This is a genomic window from Cellulomonas fulva, assembly GCF_018531375.1.
In the GTDB taxonomy this organism is placed as follows: domain Bacteria; phylum Actinomycetota; class Actinomycetes; order Actinomycetales; family Cellulomonadaceae; genus Cellulomonas; species Cellulomonas fulva.
In genome coordinates, this window is the sequence record NZ_JAHBOH010000001.1 from 3045641 (window position 1) to 3063884 (window position 18244).

Below are 18244 nucleotides of genomic sequence, written 5' to 3' on the forward strand. Positions count from 1 at the left end.
ACGCCGTGACCGCGCAGCTCCCCACCACCCCGGCGACTCCGGCGACCCCGACGAGCCCCGCCACCCCGACGCCGGAGGAGCCCCGGCGCGGACGAGCGCGCGTCGTGGACCTCGTCGTCCGGGTGTGGCGCGCTCTGCTCGCCTGGCTCGTCGACCACCGGTACGCCGTGCTCGTCGCGAACCTCGTCGGGCAGATCGGGATCGTCGGCACGGGCGGCGCGGTGCGGCTCACCGGCTCGGGCCTGGGCTGCTCGACGTGGCCGCAGTGCGAGCCCGGCAGCTTCGTCCCCCAGTTCCACGCGGCCGTGACGTACCACCCGTTCGTCGAGTTCGGGAACCGGCTCATGACGTTCGTGCTCGGGTTCGTCGCGATCGCGGTCGCCTACGTCGTGTGGCGCGACCGGACGCGCGCCCGCTCGTTCCGGCTGCTCGGCTGGGCGCCCCTGGGCGGCGTCGCGGCGCAGGCACTGATCGGTGGCGTCCTGGTGCTGCTCGAGCTGCCGCCGATCCTGGTCTCGCTGCACTTCCTCATCTCGATGGCGCTCGTGGCGCTCTCGCTCGTCCTGGTGCACCGGGACCGCGAGGGCGACGGTCCCCCGGTCGCCCTGCTCGACGGCGCGACGCGGGCGCTGACCCACGTCCTCGCCGTCCTCCTCGTCGTCGTGCTGGTGCTCGGCACCCTGACGACCGGCGCCGGACCGCACTCGGGGGACGACGAGGTCGGCTACCGGCTCGCGGTCGACCCGCTGCTCATGACGAAGATCCACGCCGCCGCGGTGTGGGCGTTCGCCGCCGTGCTGCTCGTCGTCGTCTGGCGGACGCGGGCCGCAGCGGGGCGGCCGGACGCTGCACGGACGCACCGCGCGGCGCTGGTCCTCGTGGCGCTCACCGTGCTGCAGGGCTCGATCGGGTACGTCCAGACGGCCACCGGCCTGCCGGTGGCCCTGGTCAACCTCCACCTCGTGGGCGCCGCGCTGCTCACGGCCGGCACCACGCGGGTGTGGCTGTGCGGGCGTCGGCGCGACGAGGCGGCGCCGGCGGTCCCGACGGCCCCGGCGGCCCCGGCGACGACCCCGGCCTGAGCCTCCGCGCCGCCTCGTCCCGCCGCGACGCGGGCGGCGGGACGATTCGGGGGTGACTGTGTCGGTGGTCACACCTACGGTCTTCCCATGAGCCAGCCCCGCTCCACCTCAGACGCCGACGGCGCCCCGCCCGCGATCAGCGCGCGCGGCCTCGTCAAGCGGTACAAGGACGTCGTCGCGCTCGACGGTGTCGACCTCACCGTGCCGACCGGCACGGTGCTCGGTCTCCTGGGCCCCAACGGCGCCGGGAAGACGACCGCGGTCCGGATCCTGACGACCCTGCTCAAGCCCGACGAGGGGACCGCGACGATCGCCGGGATCGACGTGGCCAAGCGCCCACGCGAGGTGCGGCGTCGCATCGGCCTGTCGGGCCAGTACGCCGCGGTCGACGAGTACCTCACGGGGTACGAGAACCTCGAGATGATCGGCCGTCTCTACCACCTGGGCCGGCAGCGGGCCCGGGAACGGGCGCGCGAGCTGCTCGCCGCCTTCCGCCTCGAGGACGCCGCGGACCGGCCGTCGCGGACCTACTCGGGCGGCATGCGGCGGCGGCTGGACCTCGCCGGCGCGCTCGTGGCGGACCCGCCCGTGATCTTCCTCGACGAGCCGACCACCGGGCTGGACCCACGCGGCCGCAACGAGATGTGGGAGGTCATCAGCACGCTCGTCGCCGGCGGGACCACGCTCCTGCTCACCACGCAGTACCTCGAGGAGGCGGACGCCCTCGCGGACGAGATCGTGGTCATCGACCGCGGTCGCGTGATCGCGCAGGGCACGGCCGACCAGCTCAAGCTGCAGGTCGGTGGCGAGCGCCTGGAGCTCACGGTGCACGACGCGGCGCAGGTCGAGCGCACCCGCGAGCTCCTCGAGCCGCTGGGCGTCGGGCAGGCGTCTGTCGACGAGCCCCGGCGCTCCCTGACCATGCCGGTCACCGGCGGGGCCCAGACGCTCACCACGGCGCTGCGCACGCTCGACGAGGCCGGCATCGAGCTCGACGACGTCGGTCTGCGCCGCCCGACGCTCGACGACGTGTTCCTCACCCTCACCGGGCGCTCCGTCGAGGACGGCGACCCCGAGCCCACGACGACGCACGGAGGTGCGTGATGGCCGTCCCGACCGTCCTGAGCGACGCGCACGTCATCGCGCGGCGCAACATCATCAAGATCAAGCGCGTGCCGGACCTGCTGGTCTTCACGACGCTCTCGCCGATCATGTTCGTGCTGCTGTTCGCCTACGTCTTCGGCGGCGCGATCGACGTGCCGGGCGGCACCGACCCGGACGCCTACCGCGAGTTCCTCATGGCCGGCATCTTCGCCCAGACGGTCATCTTCGGTGCCACGATCACCGGGGCCGGGCTGGCCGAGGACGTCAAGAAGGGCATCATCGACCGCTTCCGGTCGCTGCCCATGGCGCCCTCCGCCGTGCTCACGGGTCGGACGCTCTCCGACGTGGTCAACAACGTGATCGTCCTGGTCGTGATGTCGCTCACGGGGCTCCTGGTCGGCTGGGCGATCCACAGCTCGGTGGGCGAGGCCGCGCTCGGCTTCCTGCTGCTCATCCTCTTCGCCTACGCGATCTCCTGGATGATGGCGTGGCTCGGGATGCTGGTGCCCAGCGTCGAGGTGTTCAACAACGCGACGTTCATCGTGATCTTCCCGCTCACCTTCGTCGCGAACACGTTCGTGCCGCTCGAGTCGCTGCCCGGACCGCTGCAGACGTTCGCGGAGTGGAACCCGGTCTCCGCGGTCACCCAGGCGTCCCGGGACCTGTTCGGCAACATCCCGCCCGGGGTGCCGGAGCCCGCGTCCTGGCCGCTGCAGCACGCCGAGCTCTACACGCTCCTGTGGACGGTGCTGATCCTGCTGGTCTTCATCCCGGTCGCGAACGCGCAGTACCGCCGCAGCACCAGCCGCTGAGCCGATCACCGGCTCCGCGACGCGAGGCCCGACACCGTCCGGTGTCGGGCCTCGCTCGGCGACGTGCGTGTCAGCCCTCGGTCGCGCTTGCGGGGTCGACGGGCACCAGGCTCGCCCAGCCGTCCGCCCGGGCGGCGGCCGCGGCGAGGACGCCGATGGTCGTCGTGGGGCTCGCGAACCGCCCGCCGAGCACGCCGGCGAGGGCCTCGTCCAGCGGCACCCAGACGGGCACCATCGTGGCCTCCTCGTCGGTGCGGTCGAAGCGGTCGTGCTCCGCCACGGGCGTGAGGTCGCGGGCCAGGAACACCGTGATGCGCTCGGTGGACCCGCCGGGAGTGGTGAAGAACTCGACGAGCCGCCACCAGCGTCCGGCGACCAGGTCGGCCTCCTCGGCGAGCTCCCGGGCCGCGGTCGTGACCGGGTCCTCGCCCTCCACGTCCCGCAGGCCGGCCGGCGGCTCCCACAGGACGTGCCGCGCAGGGTGCCGGTACTGCGAGAGCAGCAGCACGCGGTCGTCGTCGTCCAGCGCGATCACGGCGACCGCACCCGTGTGCGCCACGTACTCGCGCACCACCTGTGAGTCACCCAGGTCCACGACGTCCCGCGCGAGGTCCCAGACGCGCCCGCGGTACACGAGCTCGTGCTCGAGCACCTCGTGCGCGCGCGGGACGTCCCGCACCTCGTCGTCCGGCACGCTCAGCTCTCGTCCTGCTGGGCGAGCGCCGCTCCGACCAGGCCGGCGAACAGCGGGTGCGCCCGGTTCGGGCGCGACTTGAACTCCGGGTGCGCCTGCGTGGACACGTAGTACGGGTGCACGTCTCGCGGCAGCTCGACGAACTCGACGAGCGACGTGTCCGGGGAGACCCCGGAGATCACCAGGCCGGCCTCCTCGAGCGCCTCGCGGTACGCGTTGTTGACCTCGTACCGGTGCCGGTGGCGCTCGGTGATGCGCGAGGAGCCGTACGCCTCGGCGATGACCGAGCCGGGGGCCAGCACGGCCTCGTAGGACCCGAGGCGCATCGTGCCACCCATGTCCCCGTCGCCGCCCACGATCGCGAGCTGCTCGGCCATCGTCGCGATCACCGGGTGCGCGGGGTTGTCGTCGAACTCGGACGACGACGCGCCCTCGAGGCCCAGGACCGTGCGGGCGTACTCGATGACCATGCACTGCAGGCCGAGGCAGATGCCCAGCGTCGGGACGCGGTTCTCGCGCGCCCACCGCAGCGCGCCCAGCTTGCCCTCGATGCCGCGCACGCCGAAGCCGCCGGGCACCAGGACCGCGTCGACGCCCTCGAGCGCGCCGCGCGCGCCCTCGGAGGTCTGGCAGTCGTCGGAGGTGACCCAGCGGATGACCACCTTCGCGTCGTGGTGGAAGCCACCGGCCCGCAGCGCCTCCGTGACCGACAGGTACGCGTCGGGCAGGTCGATGTACTTGCCGACGAGCGCGATCTCGACCCGGTGGGCGGGCTCGTGCACGCGCTTGAGCAACTCGTCCCACCCGCTCCAGTCCACGTCGCGGAACGGCAGGCCGAGGCGCTGGACGGCGTAGGCGTCCAGGCCCTCGGCGTGCAGCACGCGCGGGATGTCGTAGATGCTCGGCGCGTCCTTCGCGGTGACGACGCCCTCGGTGTCCACGTCGCAGAACGCCGCAATCTTGCGCTTGATGCTGTCCGGGACGTCACGGTCGGCACGCAGCACGATCGCGTCGGGCTGGATGCCGATGCTGCGCAGCGCCGCGACGGAGTGCTGCGTCGGCTTCGTCTTGAGCTCGCCGGAGGGGCCGATGTACGGCAGCAGCGAGACGTGCAGGAAGAAGACGCTGTCGCGGCCCAGGTCGTGCCGGACCTGGCGGGCGGCCTCGAGGAACGGCAGCGACTCGATGTCGCCGACCGTGCCGCCGATCTCGGTGATGATCAGATCGACGTCGTCGCTGGCCTGCGACCGCATGCGGGCCTTGATCTCGTCCGTGATGTGCGGGATCACCTGGACCGTGTCGCCGAGGTACTCGCCACGCCGCTCCTTGGCGATGACCTGCGAGTACACCTGGCCGGTCGTGACGTTCGCGGAGCCGACGAGGTTCACGTCGAGGAACCGCTCGTAGTGCCCGACGTCGAGGTCCGTCTCGGCACCGTCGTCGGTCACGAAGACCTCGCCGTGCTGGAACGGGTTCATCGTGCCGGGGTCGACGTTGATGTACGGGTCGAGCTTCTGCATCGTGACCCTCAGGCCACGGGAGCGAAGGAGCCGGCCGAGGCTGCTCGCCGTCAGACCCTTGCCGAGCGAGGACGCAACCCCCCCGGTGACGAAGATGTGCCGGGTCAGATGGTCCGACCGCCCGGGGAGTCGGTGCGCGCGCTCTGTCACGGGGTTCCACCGTACCCGAACCGGAGCGGTTTGCCTCCGGCCGGCCGGGTGAGTCGGGACACGCTCGTCAGTCGCCCGGGACGTCGAGCGGCACCGCGGGCTCGTCGGGCTCCGGTGCGGGCGTGCGCTCGACCCGCAGGACCTCGGTGACGGTCCGCCGGTCCGCGACGGCGACGCAGCCTGCGACGAGCGCGAGCGCGACGACCGCGCCGCCGGCGCCCGCGCCGATCGCCGTCCAGGCGCCGCCTCCGGCGACGTCCTGCACCGCGTCCGCGACCCAGCGCCCCACGACCGCGCCCACCACGACGCCCACCAGGAGCACCGCGGCCGTGCGCGTCAGCCCCTCGAGCGACCCGGGGCCGCCGGCCCGCCGTAGCAGTGCGAGCGCGAGCGCGCCGCCCGCGACCATCCCGACGGTGCTGGCCGCGCCGATCGCCACGACCGCGCCCGAGCCGGGCACGCCCGCACGGACCAGGACGACGACCGCCACGGCGAACACGCCCCAGCCCACGACGTTCGCCGTCACGGCCGACCGGCCGCGCTCGAGCGCGTAGAGCGAGCGGGAGGCGTGGAACAGCACCGCGAAACCCGCCAGCCCCGGCATCATCCAGGTCAGCGCGCGGCCCATCTCGACCGCCACCACCGGGTCCTTGGCGATCACCGAGAACACGGTCGCGATCGCCGACGCCGCGGCGACGACGGCCGCGACCCCGACCGCGGCGGCGGTGAGCACGCCGCGCGTCGTCGTCGCCGCCATGCGCGCGAACCCGGCCCGGTCGCCCGCCGCGGCCCGGGCGGCGATCCGGGGGAACGTCGAGGTCGCGAGCGGCACGACGAGCACGGCATAGGGCAGCAGGTAGACCTGCTGGGTGTACAGGAAGCGGGAGAAGGTGCCGTCGTCGGCGTACTGGCGCCACGACGTCACGGCCATCACGACGAGCAGCGCGAGCTGTTGTGCGGCGACCGAACCGACCCCCGCGAGGGCGAGCGACCGCAGCCGCGCGCCGACCCCGGGCGGGAACCGCAGCGAGGGCCGCAGCCGGACGCCCAGGCGGTGCACCGGCACGAACATCGGCAAGCACATCGCCGCGACGCCCAGCGTCGTCCCCCAGGCCAGCACCTCGAGCGCACCTGCGTCGAGCCGGGACGGGTCGGCGCGCTCGCCGTGCGCCAGCGACCCGTAGACAAGGTAGGTGGCCATGACGACGAGCGAGGACATCACGGGGGCGAACGCCGGCCAGAAGAACCGCTTGTGCGCCTGCAGCACCGCGTACAGCAGGACCGCGACGCCGTACATCGGCACCTGCACCGCGAACACGAGGACGAAGAACCGGACGAGCTCGACCTGCTCGTCGCTGCGCGCGAGCCAGTGCGCCACGGGGTCCGCGCACGCCGCGAGCAGCAGCGCGAGCGGGACCAGCACCAGGAGCGTCCACCCGAGAGCGCCGGACGCGGTGCGCTCGACGTCGCGCCGGTCCCCGCGCGCGATCGGGCCGGCGAGCAGCGGGATCAGCGCGCCGGCGAGTGCGCCGCCGGCGGCCACCTCGAACAGGACGTTGGGCAGCAGGTTCGCCCAGTTGTACGCGTCGCCGATCGCGTCCGGCCCGACCTGGTTGGCCTGCAGGAGCCACCGCCCGAACCCGAGCAGCCGGGCGAGGACCGTGACGGCGGCGATCATCGCCGCCGCTCCGGCGAGCCCGCCGAGCGCGCGGCGGACCTGCGGGCTCACCCCCGGGGCGGCCGCGACGGCGCGTGCACCGGCCGACGGCCCCAGCGGTCGATGTCCCGCAGCACCGGCGTGGACTCGATGACGGCGGTGAAGCTGACCTTCTCGCTCGCCACCGTGAGTCCGATCGCCGCGGCCAGGGCGCCGAGCCGGACAGGGCGGGGCGCGGAGAGGACCAGCGCCGCACCCAGCGCCGCACCGAGCGCGTTCGCGCCGCCGTCGCCGAGCATGTCCGTCTCCGCGAGGTCCTGGTCCGCGGCGGCGGCGCCGGCACCGAGCAGCGCGCTGGCCGCGACGCCTCCGGCACCCGGCGCGAACGCGAGCGGGGCGGCCGCGATGGACGTCGCCTTGAGCGCGCGCCCGGGCCGCAGATCGAGGAGGTTGACGAGGTTGGCGGTGGCGGCGATGAGCGCGCCGGACGTCGCGACGTCCGCGGCCCAGCCGACCAGGTTCCGGCGGGCGCCGTCGGTCCCCCGCGCCGGGGTCGCGACCGCCGCGGCGAGCAGCGCGCCGGTGCTGATCCCGAGCACCTTCAGCCCGCCCGTCGTCACGCGGCCCTGCGCGAGCGCGCCCAGGTGGCCGCGCAGGCCCTTACGGCGGTCCTCCGGGTCCTCGCCGAGGTCGTCGGCGATCCCGAACCCGGCGCCGGCCGCCGTCGCGAGCGCGACGGACGTGGCGCTCCGGGCGTCGGGGGCCGAGACGACGGCGCCGGCGAGGACACCGATCGCGACCGCGGGCCCCTCGAGCATGCTCACGGACTCGCCCCGGTGGTTGGTGCGCAGCCACCGCTCCTGACCGCCGGGCGCGCTCTCCTCGAACGCGGCCCGCGCGAGCGCGGTGGCGGTGCGGGCGACCGAGGCCGCGCCGAGGCGGCGCAGCACGCTCATCCGCCCGCCCCGCTCGTCTCCTCCGTCGTGGGCTCACCCGTCGGGTCGGCGGACGTCCCGCCCGTCGTCTCCGGGTCCACGACCACCGGCGTGCGGTCGACGGGAGCCAGCTCGACCGCGGGCGGGATGGGCGTCTCCGCGTCGCTCGTGCCGTAGTGGCCGTTCTTGCCGCCGATCCGTGCGGCGAGCGCGAGCGGCACGTTCACCTGGCCGCTCACGCGGTCCGCGTCAGAGACGGTCGTCAGCGCGGCGGCGAGCGCGTCGTCGGCGAGGACGGCGTCGACCAACGCACCCTCGCCGCGCGGACCGTCCGCCAGCACGGCGCCCTCGGAACCGTCCTGCGCGGCCTCGAGCACCGCCAGCTGTGCCTCCTGCAGGCTCGCGTCCGCGGCCGGCGTGGGCGTCGTGCTCTCCTCCGCCGGCGGGCTGGGCACCGCGACGACCACGATCGCGTCCGCCCCGGTCTCGACCGGGTCGGCCAGCGAGATCAGCGGGTTGTCGCCCTCGGAGAGGATCGCCAGGATGTTCGCCGCGTCGGCCGTCAGAGCATCGGGTGAGGCGGGGTCGGTCCCCGTGAGCCCGTCGACGAGCGTCTGCGCGAGCTGCTCGTCGAGCGTCGCGTCCGCCGCGGGCGGCTCCGCGACGTCCTCGGCGAGGAGGCTCGCCAGCTGGCTGCGGAACGAGCGCAGGTCCGGGTCGAACCACGCGTCGGTGAGCGTCGCGTGCGCCGTGACGTCGGCGCCCGCCTGCGCGAGGCGGTCGTCGATCGCGGTGCGCTCGTCCTCCTCGACGGCGCCGAGGACGACGACGGCCACCCGGCGGTCCTGCAGCGTCCCGCCGAGCAGGCGCTCGCCGGCGGCGTCGATGTAGGTGCGGGCGTCGTCGAGGCCGCCGTTCGCGTCCTCGAGCTGCGCCCGTAGCTCGTCCTTCTCGGTGCGCAGCTGCTCCACCTGGCCGGTGAGCGTGTCGCCGATGGTCTCCTTCAGGGGACCGGCGCCGAGCGCGATGCCGACGGCGAGCGCGAGGAAGACCGAGATCAGGGAGACGAGGTGGTAACGGAAGTCGATCACGAGGTGGTCTCTCCGGTGACGTGGTGGGTGGTCACGAGCCGCCTCCGAAGAGGCCGGACACCCACGAGGTGAGGTCGTCGAGGCGCGCGCCGGTCAGGCCGAAGAACGTCTGCCCCGCGGCGGTCGACGCGAGCGCGACGCCGAGTGCGAGCAAGCCGGCCAAGACGAGCAGGACGAGCTGGAGGTTGGAGATCCGCTGGCGGTACAGCCGCGAGACGCCCTTGGCGTCGACCAGCTTGCTGCCGACGCGGAGCCGGGTGAGGAACGTGCTGGCCATGCCCGAGCGGCCCTTGTCGAGGAACTCGACGAGCGTCGCGTGCGTGCCGACCGCGACGATCAGCTCCGCGCCCTTGTCGTCCGCGAGCAGCATGGCGACGTCCTCGCTGGTGCCGGTCGCCGGGAAGACGACGTGCGGCACGCCGAGCTGCTCCACGCGGGACAGGCCGGGGGCGCGGCCGTCGCGGTAGGCGTGCACGACGATCTCGGCGCCGCAGGTCAGCGCCCGGTCCGAGACCGAGTCCATGTCGCCGACGATCATGTCCGGGCGCCAGCCGGCGTCGAGGATCGCGTCCGCCCCGCCGTCGACGCCGATGAGGACGGGCCGGTACTCGCGGATGTAGGGCCGCAGCGTGACGAGGTCTTCCTTGTAGTGGTACCCCCGGACGACGATGAGCACCTGGCGGCCGTCGATGACGGTGTCGATGTCCGGCACACCGACGCCGTCGAGCAGGAGGTCGCGCTCGCGCCGCAGGTAGTCCATCGTGTTCGCGGCGAACGACTCGAGCTGCACCGAGAGCCCCGCACGCGCCTCTTCCATCGCGAGCGCGACGGAGGCCTCGGTCTGCTCGACGCCCTCGGCGACGAGCGTGTCGCCGTCGTAGACCGCGCCGTCGAGCACCCGCACGGTGTGCCCCTCGGTGAGCGACATGACATCCGGACCGAGGTCGTCGACGAGGGGGATCCCCGCGCCGACGAGGATCTCCGGACCGAGGTTCGGGTAGCGCCCCGAGGTGGACAGCGCCGCGTTGAGCACCGCGGACGGCTGGCACGCGACGAGCGCCTCCGCGGAGACCCGGTCGAGGTCCTCGTGGTCGATGACGGCGATCTCGCCGGGGCGCAGCCGCTTCGTCAGGGACTTGGTCCGGCGGTCGACACGGGCGGGACCGCCCACGCCGGGTTCAGGCGCGGACGGTCGACGGCGACGCAGAGTGGATCTCATCGTGGGTCATCGTCCCACGCCGGACAGCTCGAGCAGCTCTGCGGCGTGCGTGCGCGCCGCGTCCGACTCCTCCTGCCCCGAGAGCATGCGGGCGAGCTCGCGTACGCGCTCGTCGCCCGTGACCGACCTCACGTCCGACGCCGTCACGACGTCGACGCCCGCCTGGGTCGACTTGCTCACGACGAGGTGATGGTCGGCGAACGCCGCGACCTGGGCGAGGTGGGTGACGACGACCACCTGCGCGTCCCGCGCGAGCGCGGCGAGCCGCCGGCCGACCTCGACAGCCGCGCGCCCGCCGACGCCCGCGTCGACCTCGTCGAACACGAACGTCCCGGGCCGGTCCTCCCCCGCACCCTGCGCGAGCGAGACCTCCAGCGCGAGCATCACGCGCGAGAGCTCACCGCCCGAGGCGCCCTTGCCGAGCGGCCGCGCGGGGGCTCCCGCGTGCGGCACCAGCAGCATCTCGACCTCGTCGGCCCCCCACGCGCCGGGCTCGGCCGCGGGCCGGACCTCGACCTCGAGCCGCGCGCCGCCCATCGCCAGACCGGCGAGCTCGGCGGTCACGGCCGCAGCCAGTCGCTCCGCCGCCTGCGACCGCGTCGCGCTCAGCGTCGCGGCCGCCGCCGTGACGGTCTCGTCGAGGCCGCGCAGCTGCTCGCGCAGCTCGGCGATCCGCTGGTCCCCGCCCTCGAGGTCCAGCAGCCGCAGCCCGGCGGTCCGCGCCCACTCGAGCACCTCCGCGACGTCCGAGCCGTAGGCCCGCGTCAGCGTGGCGAGCTCGGCCCGCCGCTGGTTGACGACCTCGAGCCGACGCGGGTCCGCCTGCAGGTCCTCGGTGTACGCGGCGAGCTCGGTCGCGACGTCCGCCAGGAGGTAGCCGGCCTCACCGACGCGGCCGGCGAGGCCCGCGAGTGCCGCGTCGTGCGCCGCGACGTGCTCGAGCGCGCGCCGCGCCTGGTCGACCAGCTCGACCGCGCTCACCGCGCCGCTCGCCGAGTCCGGGTCGCCGACCAGCGCGCCGTGCGCCTCGACGGCGGCGAGCCGCAGGTCCTCGGTGTGCGCGAGGCGCTGCTCCTCGGCCAGCAGGTCGACGTCCTCGCCGGGCTGCGGGTCGACGCGCTCCACCTCGGCCAGCCCGAGGCGCAGCAGCTCCGACTCGCGGGCACGGTCCTGCGCCCGCTCGACCAGCTCGTCGAGCTGGGCGCGGACGCGCGTGCGCGTCGTCCACGCGTCGCGGTAGGCCGCGAGGGTCGCCGCGTGCTCGGGTCCGGCGAACTCGTCGAGCGCGGCGCGCTGGTGCGCCGCGGAGCGCAGCCTCGCCTGGTCCGCCTGCCCGTGCACGGTGACCAGGGACTCGGCCAGCTCGGCCAGGACCGCCTGCGGCACCGACCGACCGCCGACGAACGCGCGCGAGCGACCCGAGCCGGCGTCCCCGCCGGCGCTGACCGTCCGCACCAGCAGCAGGCTCCCGTCGTCGTCGACCGCGCCGCCGGCGTCCGAGGCGCGCTCGAGGGCGGCGTGCCCCGGCGCGAGCACCACGCGGCCCTCAACCGACGCGCCCGGCGCGCCGGTGCGCACCGTCGCCGGGTCGGCCTTGCCGCCCAGCAGGAGCGACAACGCGGTCAGCACCATGGTCTTGCCCGCCCCGGTCTCCCCGGTCAGGACCGTCAGCCCCGCACCGAGCGCGACCTGCGCGGACCCGATGACGCCCAGGTCCGCGATGCGGATCTCCTCGATCACCTGGGCGCCTCCGTCCCTGGTCCGCCGTGGTCGGGTCCGTCCGCTCGGTCGACCTCGCTCGTGGCGCCGTCGGCCGGACGGCTCGAGCCCCCGTGCTGGCGTCCGCGCCAGCCCTCGACGGGCAGACCGAACTTGTTCACCAGCCGCGTCGTGAAGGGCGCGGGAGTCAGCCGGGCGAGGCGGACGGGCACGTCGCTGCGGGTCACCTCCAGCCGCGAGCCCTGCGGCACCTCCTGACGACGGCGCCCGTCGCACGTGAGCAGGCCGGCCGCGGGCGACCGGTCGAGCACCTCCAGCGCGAGCCTGCTGCGCGGGCCGACGACGAGCGGGCGCGCGAACAGCGCGTGCGCGGAGACGGGGACCAGGATCATGCCGTCGACGTCGGGCCAGACCACGGGGCCTCCGGCCGAGAACGCGTGCGCGGTCGAGCCCGTCGCGGTCGCGGCCACGACGCCGTCGCAGCCGAAGCTCGACAGGGGGTGCCCGTCCACCTCGACCGCGACCTCCAGGATGCGGGACCGCTCGCCCTTCTCCAGGGCGGCCTCGTTGAGCGCCCAGTCCCGCGTCACCGACCCGTCGGGATGCAGCACGCGCACCTCCAGCGTCCCGCGCTCCTCGACCGTGTAGTCGCCCTCCGTCAGCCGGCGCACCGCCTCGCCGACGTCGTCGCGCTCGCTCTCGGCGAGGAACCCGACGTGCCCGAGGTTGACCCCGAGCAGCGGGACCCCGGTCTCGCGGGTGAGCTCCGCGGCGCGCAGGATCGTGCCGTCACCGCCCAGGACCACCGCCACCTCGAAGTCCGGCAGGTCGACCGCGGTCGCGTCCTCGGTCGCCAGCACGGGCTCGAACCCGGCGTCGACGAGGCCCTGGACCGCCTCGGCGGTCGCGGCGACCGCCTCGGCCCGGCCTCCGTGCGTCACGACGAGCGCGCGGCGCGTCACAGCGGACCACCCTCGGTCGCGCCCGACACGACCGCCACGATGGCGTCCCGCGGCACCTGCGGGTCCTCGGCGGCGCGCAGCCAGAGGAAGTACTCGAGGTTGCCGCTCGGGCCCGGCAACGGGCTCGGCACGATCCCCTGCACACCCAGCCCGTCGGCGGCGGCCTGCGCGGCGACGGCCACGACGGCCTCGGCCCGCAGCGCGGGCTCGCGCACCACCCCGCCGGATCCCAGCCGCTCGCGCCCGACCTCGAACTGGGGCTTGACCATGAGCAGCAGGTCGGCCCCGGGCGCCGCGACCGCCACGAGCGCCGGCAGCACGAGCCCGAGCGAGATGAAGGAGAGGTCCGCCACGACGAGCGTCGGTGCGGGCTCGACGTCCCCGGCCCGCAGCTCGCGCACGTTGACGCCCTCGCGGACGTCGACGCGCTCGTCGTGCCGGAGCCTGTCGATGATCTGGCCGTGCCCGACGTCGACCGCGCACACGCTCAGGGCACCGCGGCGCAGCAGGACGTCGGTGAACCCGCCGGTGCTCGCGCCCGCATCGAGGCACGACCGTCCGGACACGTCGAGCGTGGGGAGCGCGTCGAGGGCGCCGGCGAGCTTGTGCCCGGCACGGGACGCGTACCCCGGGTCGTCGCCGTCCGTGGCCACCGTGACGCTCGTGGCCTCCTCGACCTGCGTCGCGGCGCGGCTGACCGGATGGCCGTCGACCGTCACCCGGCCAGAGGCGAGAAGGTCACCCGCGTGCCCGCGGGACCGCGCGAGCCCCCGGCGGACGAGCTCGGCGTCGAGACGCGCCGCCACGTCAGCCCTGCGCCTCGGCGAGACGGTCCTGGAGCGCTCCGTGCACCGCGTCGAAGGCCGCGACGTGCTCGACCAGGGGTGCGGCGTCGAGGTCCGCGAGCGACCGCAGCGCCTCGTCCACCGCCGCGTCGCCGGTCGAGCCCCCGCCGTCGGCGACGGCGCCGCCGTCCGGCCACGCCTGCTCGTCGTCGCTCACCACGCCTCCCGTCGCCAGGTCGATCGATCACGCCGCCGTCCGCGCCGCGCGGGCCCACGCTACCTGCCGTCGCCCACGTGGGCGCGGAGCCTCCACAGGCCGCCGCCCGGCGGGGTCACCCCGCGGTGACGCCCGCGGCCAGCTCGGGCACGCTCGACGCGTCGAGGGTCACGCCCTCGTCGACGGCCGCCCAGGCCGCCGCGCACGCCGCGCGGACCTCGTCCAGCTCGTGGTCCGGCCCGCCGTCGCCGCCGCGCCCGAGCTCCAGCACGCCGTCGACCACGCGGGCCGATGCGCTCCCGCAGCGCCACCAGCCGTCGCCCGCGCGCTCCGGCGCCGCGTGCGGCACGAGCAGCGCCCGCAGGTCCGCACCGACGTAGTGCGGACGCTCGCCCGGTGCCGCCAGCACGTCGTCGCGGGCCGAGCTGACGCCCGTGAGCACGTGCAGGCCGTCGAACCCACCCGACCGCGCCCCCGCGAGGTCCGTGTCCAGCCGGTCGCCCACCACGAGCGCGGAGCGCGCACCCGCGCGCTCGACCGCCATGCGGTACATCGTGGGCGACGGCTTGCCCGCGCTGTCCGGCGTGACACCGGTCGCCGCGCGGACCGCGCCGACGAGGGAGCCGTTGCCCGGGGCGAACCCGCGGGCGGTCGGCAGGCTGAGGTCGAGATTCGAGGCCACGTGCCACGCCCCGCGCTCGATCGCGTACGCCGCCTCGGCCAGCTCGGTCCACCCCACCTCGGGCGCGAAGCCCTGGGCGACCGCGGCAGGCTCGTCGTCGGCGCTGTCCACCACGACGTACCCCGCCTCGCGCACCGCCGTCCGCAGCCCCGCCCCGCCGACGACGAGCACGCGCTCGCCGGCCTTGAGCCGGCTCCGCAGCAGCTGGGCCGCCGCCTGCGCCGCCGTCATGACCTCGTCGGGCGACGTCGGGATGGCGAGCCCCGTCAGCTGGTCCGCCACCTGCTCGGGCTCGCGCGACGCGTTGTTCGTGACGAACACGAGTCGCATGCCTCGGTCGCGTGCCGCGACGAGACCGTCCGACGCGTGGTCGATCGGCTCGTGCCCACGGTAGGCGACGCCGTCGAGGTCGACGAGGGCGAGGTCGTACCGCTCCACGAGCGGGACGTCGCACGCGACGAGGCCGGCACCGCTGCGCGCGTCCGTCATCGGTCGTCCTCCTGGTCGGCCGACGGACTGGCGGCCGCCTCCTCGTCCACCGGGAGGTCATCGAGGTCGTCGAGGTCGTCGCTCGTGGGCTCGCCCCCCGCGTCCGCGCCGTCGAGCTCGTCGAGCTCCTCCTCAACGTCGAAGACCACGACGTCGTCCTCGTCGTCCACCTCACCCGATGCCTCAGCGAGCTGCTCCGCGGAGTAGCCCGCGAGCTCGGCCGCGGCGTCGGCCGGGCGACCCGCGGCCTCGAGCGCGGCGGACCGAGCCTGCGCGACCCGGACCCCGATCACGCCCGTCAGTTTCCGGAGCGACGGCGCGGCGAGCGCCGCGACAGCCGCCTCGGGCTCACCGAGGTCCAGGCGCGCGCCGCTCACGACGATCGCCAGCTCGACGGTGGCCTCGGCCGCCAGCGTCTGCGCCTCCGGCGACTGCGCCAGTGCGATCGCACGCTCCGGCCGGCCGAGCCCACGCTCGCAGTCGGCCATCACCGCCAGGTGCTCGGAGGACCCGTTGAGCCGACGCACCGTGCGCAGCTCGCGCAGCGCCTCGGCGTAGCGACCGGTCCGGTACGCCGCGAGCCCGGCGGCCTCGCGCACGACGTCCACGCGCCCGCCCCGCCGCACCGCGGCCTGAGCGTGCTCGTAGGCGAGCTCGGGGTCGGTGTCGATCAGCCGCCCGACCATGACGAGGTGCCGCCCGACCTGGCCCGCGTTCTCCTTGGAGAGCGTGCGCAGCGGTGCCCGGGCGGCGCGGTCGAGGTCGCTGAAGGACACGTCCTCCGGGATCTCTGGCCCGGCGACGCGCTGGTCCTGCGGCGGCCGGCTCGCCCGGCGCTCGTCGGCCTGACGGCTCGACGCCTGCCGGTCGTCCGTGCGGCGCCGGTCCCCGGATCCGCCGCGATCGCCCCAGGCCGCGCCGCGCCCGCGGTCCGAGCGGTCGTCGAAGCCGCGCCCCGTCCCGCTCGGACGGTCGCCCCAGGTGGACCTGTCCGACGAGGGACGCGTGCCCGACGACGGACGCGTACCGGACGGTCGCGGGCCGGAGCCTCGATCGTGCGACGACGGCCGCGACGTGGCCGGCCGGCCGGAGTCCGGACGGTCGTAGCGCGACCCGCTCGAGCTCGTCCGGCGTCCGTCGGACCAGCCCCCGCCGACCGGTCGCTCAGAACCCTGCGGACGCCGGTCACCGCCCCGACCCGGAGCGGACCCGCCACCGTCGCGACCACGCTCGTCACGAGCACGGTCATCACGAGCGCGGTCGTCACGGGCACGGTCGTCACGGCTTCGGGCGTCACGACCGCGAGCCTCGCGGGGCCGGTCCGCACCGCCATCCCGGTCACCGCGCCACGGCGCGGGACGGTCGTCCTGACGGCTCGAGTCCCAGCCCGGGCGTCCTCCGCCGCGCGCCGACGGCGGACGCCCGCCGCCACGCGCGTCGTCGCCGCGCGTGCCACGCTGACCCGCACCCGCACCCGCACGGTCGCGGTCGCGGTCCGAACCCGCCGGACGCCCGCCGTCACGACCGCCCGCGGAACCGTACGCGGAGCGACGGTCGCCCCACGCGCCCGTGCGAGGAGCGCGGCCCGCATCCCCCGCGCGATCGGGCGCGCCTGATCGACCCGCACGTGCACCGCCGTCGCCACGCGGCGCGCCATAGCCACGGGACTCGGAGTCACCGCGGGAGGCGTTCCCGCCGCGCGAGGCGCCGTACCCGCGCGACGAGGTGTCGCCACGAGAAGCGCCGTACCCACCCGAGGACGACCCGCCACGCGACGAGCCATACCCACCCGAGGACGACCCGCCACGCGACGAGCCATAGCCACCACCCGACGAGGTACCGCCGCGCGAAGAGTCATAGCCACCCGACGAGCGTCCGGAACCGCCGCTACCGCTACTACGGCCGTTACCCGAGGGTCGGCTGCCGCCGGTGGGACGGCCGGAGGACGAGGGACGACCCGTACCGGAGGACGCGCGTCCCGAGCTCGACGACCAGCTCGAGCCAGCAGCCCGCCCCCCGCGCGCACCGGGAGCGTCGCCACGAGCAGACCGGTCGTCCCTGCCCGCACCAGCCCCGCCCTGCCAGCTCTGGCGGCCGGCACCCGCGCCACGCGACCCGGACCCACCCGAGCCCGATCCGGAACGAGCCGAGCCGGATCCGCGGGACCCGCCACCCTGCGAACGGCCTCGGCCGTCGTCGTCACTCTTCATCTGTATATCTCCTCGCGTTCGGCCCTCATGGTCTCATCACCCGCCACCGCGCCCAACCGCGCGCACCGCCGCACCGCGGAGCGACCCGCGCGAACCGCGCATGCTGCTCGACCGCTCGGACGACGCACGTGGCGGCCTTCCTCACGCGCAGCGCGGTCGTACGCCAGGCGCCCCAGGGGCAACTCTCCACGCGCCATGGTCCGCACTAGCAGCCCCACGAGCAGCCCTCTTCAGCAGCCCTCGACCCGCCGTGGTCCTCGCGAACGCGGCTGCACCCGCCGCCGTCCCCGCAAGCAGCGCTCCACCCGCCGCGGCCCCGCGAACAGCGCTGCAGGTGCCACGGTGTTCCCGCATACCGCGAGAAGTGCCTCGGCGCGCGCAGGGACCCAACTGACGAGTCGTCACTGGCCGCGCATCGGCTGCCGCGTCACGTCGTTCGGAGTGAAGCGGCAAGCGCCGGCTCCGCTTACGCGGGAACGCGATCGTGCACCGAGCGTCGCACGGTCAGGCGCCGACGGCGCCGAGCCCGTCGGCAATGACCCGGCGTGGCATTCCCGGGAAACAGAAGAAGCCACCCCGTGTGGGGTGGCTTCTTCTGAATGGTGTCCGGCGGCGTCCTACTCTCCCACACCCTGGCGAGTGCAGTACCATCGGCGCTGAAGGGCTTAGCTTCCGGGTTCGGAATGGGACCGGGCGTTTCCCCTTCGCTATGACCGCCGTAACTTTGTCGAGTTGTCGAACGGGTTGCCGTTCGTTTCTCGGGAACCGCACAGTGGACGCGTAGCGATAAATGATTGTGGTGAAGTTGTCGGCTGATTAGTACCGGTCAGCTGCGGCAGTCTTGAGTCCTGCCTTCCACATCCGGCCTATCGACCCAGTGTTCTCGCTGGGAGCCTCTCGCCCCGAAGGGCGTGGA

At 74.8% G+C, this 18244-nt stretch carries 15 protein-coding genes and 1 rRNA gene; 3 read left to right on the forward strand and 13 right to left on the reverse strand.

Features of this window, described 5'->3' with window-relative positions; translation table 11 throughout:
* The first annotated feature begins 5 nt into the window (after positions 1 to 5).
* The 3 genes from KIN34_RS13570 (at position 6) to KIN34_RS13580 (ending at position 2998) form a co-directional block, all read left to right on the forward strand.
* Positions 6 to 1082 (forward strand): COX15/CtaA family protein, encoded by a 1077-nt coding sequence (locus KIN34_RS13570; RefSeq protein WP_307858244.1) that lies wholly within the window; start codon positions 6 to 8, stop codon positions 1080 to 1082.
* An 87-nt stretch (positions 1083 to 1169) separates the two neighbouring features.
* Positions 1170 to 2186, forward strand: a complete 1017-nt coding sequence (locus KIN34_RS13575) for an ATP-binding cassette domain-containing protein (protein WP_214351513.1) — start codon at positions 1170 to 1172, stop codon at positions 2184 to 2186.
* Positions 2186 to 2998, forward strand: coding sequence for an ABC transporter permease (locus tag KIN34_RS13580; protein WP_214351516.1), 813 nt, complete (start codon positions 2186 to 2188; stop codon positions 2996 to 2998). The genes KIN34_RS13575 and KIN34_RS13580 overlap by 1 nt, the downstream gene beginning before the upstream one ends.
* Before the next feature lie 70 nt (positions 2999 to 3068).
* On the opposite strand, the gene KIN34_RS13585 is transcribed toward KIN34_RS13580, so the two are convergent.
* The 13 genes from KIN34_RS13585 to rrf all read right to left on the reverse strand — a co-directional run bounded on the left by KIN34_RS13585 (position 3069) and on the right by rrf (position 18049).
* Positions 3069 to 3698 carry an NUDIX domain-containing protein gene (locus KIN34_RS13585; RefSeq protein ID WP_214352175.1) on the reverse strand — a complete coding sequence of 210 codons (630 nt, stop codon included), beginning with the start codon at positions 3696 to 3698 and terminating at the stop codon, positions 3069 to 3071.
* Positions 3695 to 5362, reverse strand: coding sequence for a CTP synthase (gene pyrG / locus KIN34_RS13590; protein ID WP_307858245.1), 1668 nt, complete (start codon positions 5360 to 5362; stop codon positions 3695 to 3697). The genes KIN34_RS13585 and pyrG overlap by 4 nt, the downstream gene beginning before the upstream one ends.
* Before the next feature lie 67 nt (positions 5363 to 5429).
* Positions 5430 to 7091, reverse strand: coding sequence for a murein biosynthesis integral membrane protein MurJ (gene murJ / locus KIN34_RS13595; protein WP_214351519.1), 1662 nt, complete (start codon positions 7089 to 7091; stop codon positions 5430 to 5432).
* The gene (locus KIN34_RS13600; RefSeq protein ID WP_214351522.1) at positions 7088 to 7975 is read right to left on the reverse strand and encodes a hypothetical protein; all 888 of its coding nucleotides are present in this window, start codon (positions 7973 to 7975) and stop codon (positions 7088 to 7090) included. Before KIN34_RS13600 ends, murJ begins: the two co-directional genes overlap by 4 nt.
* Entirely contained in the window at positions 7972 to 9045 is a 1074-nt protein-coding gene (locus tag KIN34_RS13605; protein ID WP_214351525.1) for a copper transporter, read from the reverse strand. The genes KIN34_RS13600 and KIN34_RS13605 overlap by 4 nt, the downstream gene beginning before the upstream one ends.
* Positions 9046 to 9076: 31 nt before the next feature.
* Positions 9077 to 10264 carry a putative cytokinetic ring protein SteA gene (gene steA / locus KIN34_RS13610; protein WP_214351528.1) on the reverse strand — a complete coding sequence of 396 codons (1188 nt, stop codon included), beginning with the start codon at positions 10262 to 10264 and terminating at the stop codon, positions 9077 to 9079.
* A gap of 6 nt (positions 10265 to 10270) precedes the next feature.
* Entirely contained in the window at positions 10271 to 12004 is a 1734-nt protein-coding gene (gene recN, locus KIN34_RS13615; protein ID WP_214351531.1) for a DNA repair protein RecN, read from the reverse strand.
* The gene (locus KIN34_RS13620; RefSeq protein ID WP_214351534.1) at positions 12001 to 12945 is read right to left on the reverse strand and encodes an NAD kinase; all 945 of its coding nucleotides are present in this window, start codon (positions 12943 to 12945) and stop codon (positions 12001 to 12003) included. Before KIN34_RS13620 ends, recN begins: the two co-directional genes overlap by 4 nt.
* Positions 12942 to 13751 (reverse strand): TlyA family RNA methyltransferase, encoded by an 810-nt coding sequence (locus KIN34_RS13625; protein WP_214351535.1) that lies wholly within the window; start codon positions 13749 to 13751, stop codon positions 12942 to 12944. The genes KIN34_RS13620 and KIN34_RS13625 overlap by 4 nt, the downstream gene beginning before the upstream one ends.
* Position 13752: 1 nt before the next feature.
* Complete coding sequence (locus KIN34_RS13630; protein ID WP_214351538.1) at positions 13753 to 13947, reverse strand: hypothetical protein; 195 nt, start codon at positions 13945 to 13947, stop codon at positions 13753 to 13755.
* A gap of 115 nt (positions 13948 to 14062) precedes the next feature.
* Complete coding sequence (locus KIN34_RS13635) at positions 14063 to 15118, reverse strand: HAD-IIA family hydrolase (RefSeq protein ID WP_214351541.1); 1056 nt, start codon at positions 15116 to 15118, stop codon at positions 14063 to 14065.
* Entirely contained in the window at positions 15115 to 15894 is a 780-nt protein-coding gene (locus KIN34_RS13640) for a hypothetical protein (protein WP_307858246.1), read from the reverse strand. The genes KIN34_RS13635 and KIN34_RS13640 overlap by 4 nt, the downstream gene beginning before the upstream one ends.
* A 2038-nt stretch (positions 15895 to 17932) precedes the next feature.
* Positions 17933 to 18049 (reverse strand): 5S ribosomal RNA (gene rrf / locus KIN34_RS13645).
* Positions 18050 to 18244 lie beyond the last annotated feature (195 nt).

Bases quoted from the DNA above. Each gene is read 5' to 3' on its own strand.
- KIN34_RS13575 (WP_214351513.1), top strand. From the start codon at position 1,170: ATGAGCCAGCCCCGCTCCACCTCAGACGCCGACGGCGCCCCGCCCGCG.
- KIN34_RS13580 (WP_214351516.1), top strand. From the start codon at position 2,186: ATGGCCGTCCCGACCGTCCTGAGCGACGCGCACGTCATCGCGCGGCGC.
- KIN34_RS13600 (WP_214351522.1), bottom strand. From the start codon at position 7,975: ATGAGCGTGCTGCGCCGCCTCGGCGCGGCCTCGGTCGCCCGCACCGCC.
- steA (WP_214351528.1), bottom strand. From the start codon at position 10,264: ATGAGATCCACTCTGCGTCGCCGTCGACCGTCCGCGCCTGAACCCGGC.
- KIN34_RS13635 (WP_214351541.1), bottom strand. From the start codon at position 15,118: ATGACGGACGCGCGCAGCGGTGCCGGCCTCGTCGCGTGCGACGTCCCG.